We start from the raw sequence: 2101 nt of genomic DNA, 5'->3' as shown, positions 1-2101 counted from the left end.
CACGTAATTCATTTTGTAATCCTTGTAATTTTCCAAGAATATCTTTAATTTCATCAGAGCTTCGTCCGTATAGTTTAGCTTTTGATTTTAGCTCCGTAGGACTCATACGAATTTGTCCAGCCATTTTAATCTCCCCTTTAGTATATAATGAGTAAAATGTATATTTTGGTTAATTTTACTAAATACATTATAAAGCATTGTTAGAAACTTTCAAATATTTTATTTTTCTATAATAAAAATACAAGAGTAATCGCAAAGACTACTCTTGTTTCTTTTCCTTCTCTTCTTTTTCAATTTCAGATACGGATTTTTCAGGGTCTTTTATAAGTTTTCCAAGTTCTCCAGAACGTGTGAAATCATCTTCGAAATTTTCTGTAGTACTAATATAAGCCATAAAATCTAATTTTTCATTATTGTTTATATAACCTTTTAATCTAGGAACACCCATTGGACTTACACTGTGTTCTTTAAATGTAATCGATTTTACATCTTGAATATTATAATGAATATACTTTTCTACTCGTGTCTCTTGTGCCTTCCAAAACTTTTCTTCTTTTTCTTTTTGTTTTAAGTATTCCATAGTAAAATATCCTCCTGCTATAAGCACCACAGCAGATACAAACCAGATGATTATTTTCTTCATAGAAAATCCCCTTATAAAAAACTTACCATTGCACTCTTCTTAAAATGGGATACAGAAGATAAGAGTAGTGCAAAGACTACTCTTGTTTTTTTTCTTTCTCTTCTTTTTCAATTTCGGATACAGACTTTGCTGGTTTTTTCATGTAGTTATCATATAATTCTCCAGAACATCCAAAATCATTTTCAAAGTCCTTCGTATTACTGATACCAGCATCAAATCGTAATTCTTTATTACCATTTATATATCCCTTTACATGAGGAACTCCCATTGGACTCACCTTATGTTCTGTGAACTTAATAGATTTGACATCGTTAATATTATAACGAATATACTTTTCCACCCGTGCTTCTTGCACTTTCCAAAAATTCACTTCTTTTTCTTTTTCTAGTTCTTTTTGTTTTAAGTATTCCATAGTAAAATATCCTCCTGCTATAATACAAATAATGGATAAAATAATTACCAGTTTCTTTTTCATTTAAAATCCCCTTGAATTTAAATATAGTTAAAATATACCATGAAATGAGCTGAGACATATGGATGAATTTAAAAAGAATCCGATTGCAACCGAAGAAGACTTTTTTAGATTATCAGATAAAGTTTATGATAATAATTATTTATACAAAGGAGAAACAATACAAGGAATTAACGGTAATACTTGGAAAGTTATAGAATCAATAAATGCAAATGATTCCGGAGAAGTAAAAAATGGACTACAAGCTATCGCAGTAGTACCAGCAGACAAATATGAAGAAAATGCAACACATTATGATGATATAATCCTAGCATTTCGTGGAACAGAAGCAGATGCCTTTGATGGAGATATCCCTACAGATTTATTTCAAATTATATTGGGGATGAAAAAGAACTATAGAAGAGTCGGGGGGATTGGAAAAACAGGAGTAACAGTAACTCTCCCCTCAACATTTGATACTGGATTAAAATGGGCAAAAAACAAAGTCGTAGAAAAATATACCCCTACTTCGCTTCATACTACTGGACATAGTAAAGGTGGTGCAGAAGCAGACCTTGTCGCTGCAGAATTAAATTGTTATGCAACTACATATGCTGCACCAAATCCTTATAAACTATTAAGTCCTGAAGCAAAAAGACGAGTAGATGCAGGAGAAATGGAGAACAAAGCAACTGATTTTACACATCCAGACGATCAAATCGGGAATCACACCCAATTCGGCGAACCATTAATTGGAAAGCAATTTACAGTAAAACATAGCGGAGTAGATGAGGGATGGATGGCAAATCTAGGTATGAAAGGACATTTCAGACCCTCATTCGAAGGAATGTTTCATGCTAATGGAAGTCCTATATTACAACTAGAACCAGATGACATTATTGCACGTGCAAAAGAAATACAAAGAATAAGTGATACATTACTTCGTATTGTTGAAAGTATAGAAAAATTTCAACGACAAGAAGAAGAGGAAGTTGCAAAATTAAAAA

At 31.9% G+C, this 2101-nt stretch carries 3 protein-coding genes and 1 pseudogene; 1 reads left to right on the top strand and 3 read right to left on the bottom strand.

Features of this window, described 5'->3' with window-relative positions:
- From C564_RS33210 to C564_RS0131325, 3 genes and pseudogenes are all read right to left on the bottom strand, one after another.
- Window positions 1-124: pseudogene (locus tag C564_RS33210) on the bottom strand (WXG100 family type VII secretion target); the annotation flags it as partial.
- A gap of 135 nt (window positions 125-259) precedes the next feature.
- Window positions 260-643 carry a DUF1433 domain-containing protein gene (locus C564_RS0131330; RefSeq protein ID WP_018768225.1) on the bottom strand — a complete coding sequence of 128 codons (384 nt, stop codon included), beginning with the start codon at window positions 641-643 and terminating at the stop codon, window positions 260-262.
- Between the two features lie 76 nt (window positions 644-719).
- Window positions 720-1118, bottom strand: coding sequence for a DUF1433 domain-containing protein (locus C564_RS0131325; RefSeq protein ID WP_018768224.1), 399 nt, complete (start codon window positions 1116-1118; stop codon window positions 720-722).
- Between the two features lie 58 nt (window positions 1119-1176).
- Between C564_RS0131325 and C564_RS0131320 the strand changes: the two genes are divergently transcribed.
- On the top strand, window positions 1177-2101 hold a 925-nt coding region (locus tag C564_RS0131320; protein WP_018768223.1), incomplete at its 3' end, for a hypothetical protein.

The organism is Bacillus sp. 105MF (assembly GCF_000374885.1).
GTDB lineage: Bacteria > Bacillota > Bacilli > Bacillales > Bacillaceae_G > Bacillus_A > Bacillus_A pseudomycoides.
The sequence above is the reverse complement of the archived record's forward strand: the minus strand, read 5'-3'. Positions and strand labels throughout refer to the sequence as shown.

Excerpts from the sequence above, each read along its gene's own strand:
- C564_RS0131325 (WP_018768224.1), bottom strand. The coding sequence starts at position 1,118 with ATGAAAAAGAAACTGGTAATTATTTTATCCATTATTTGTATTATAGCA.
- C564_RS0131330 (WP_018768225.1), bottom strand. The coding sequence starts at position 643 with ATGAAGAAAATAATCATCTGGTTTGTATCTGCTGTGGTGCTTATAGCA.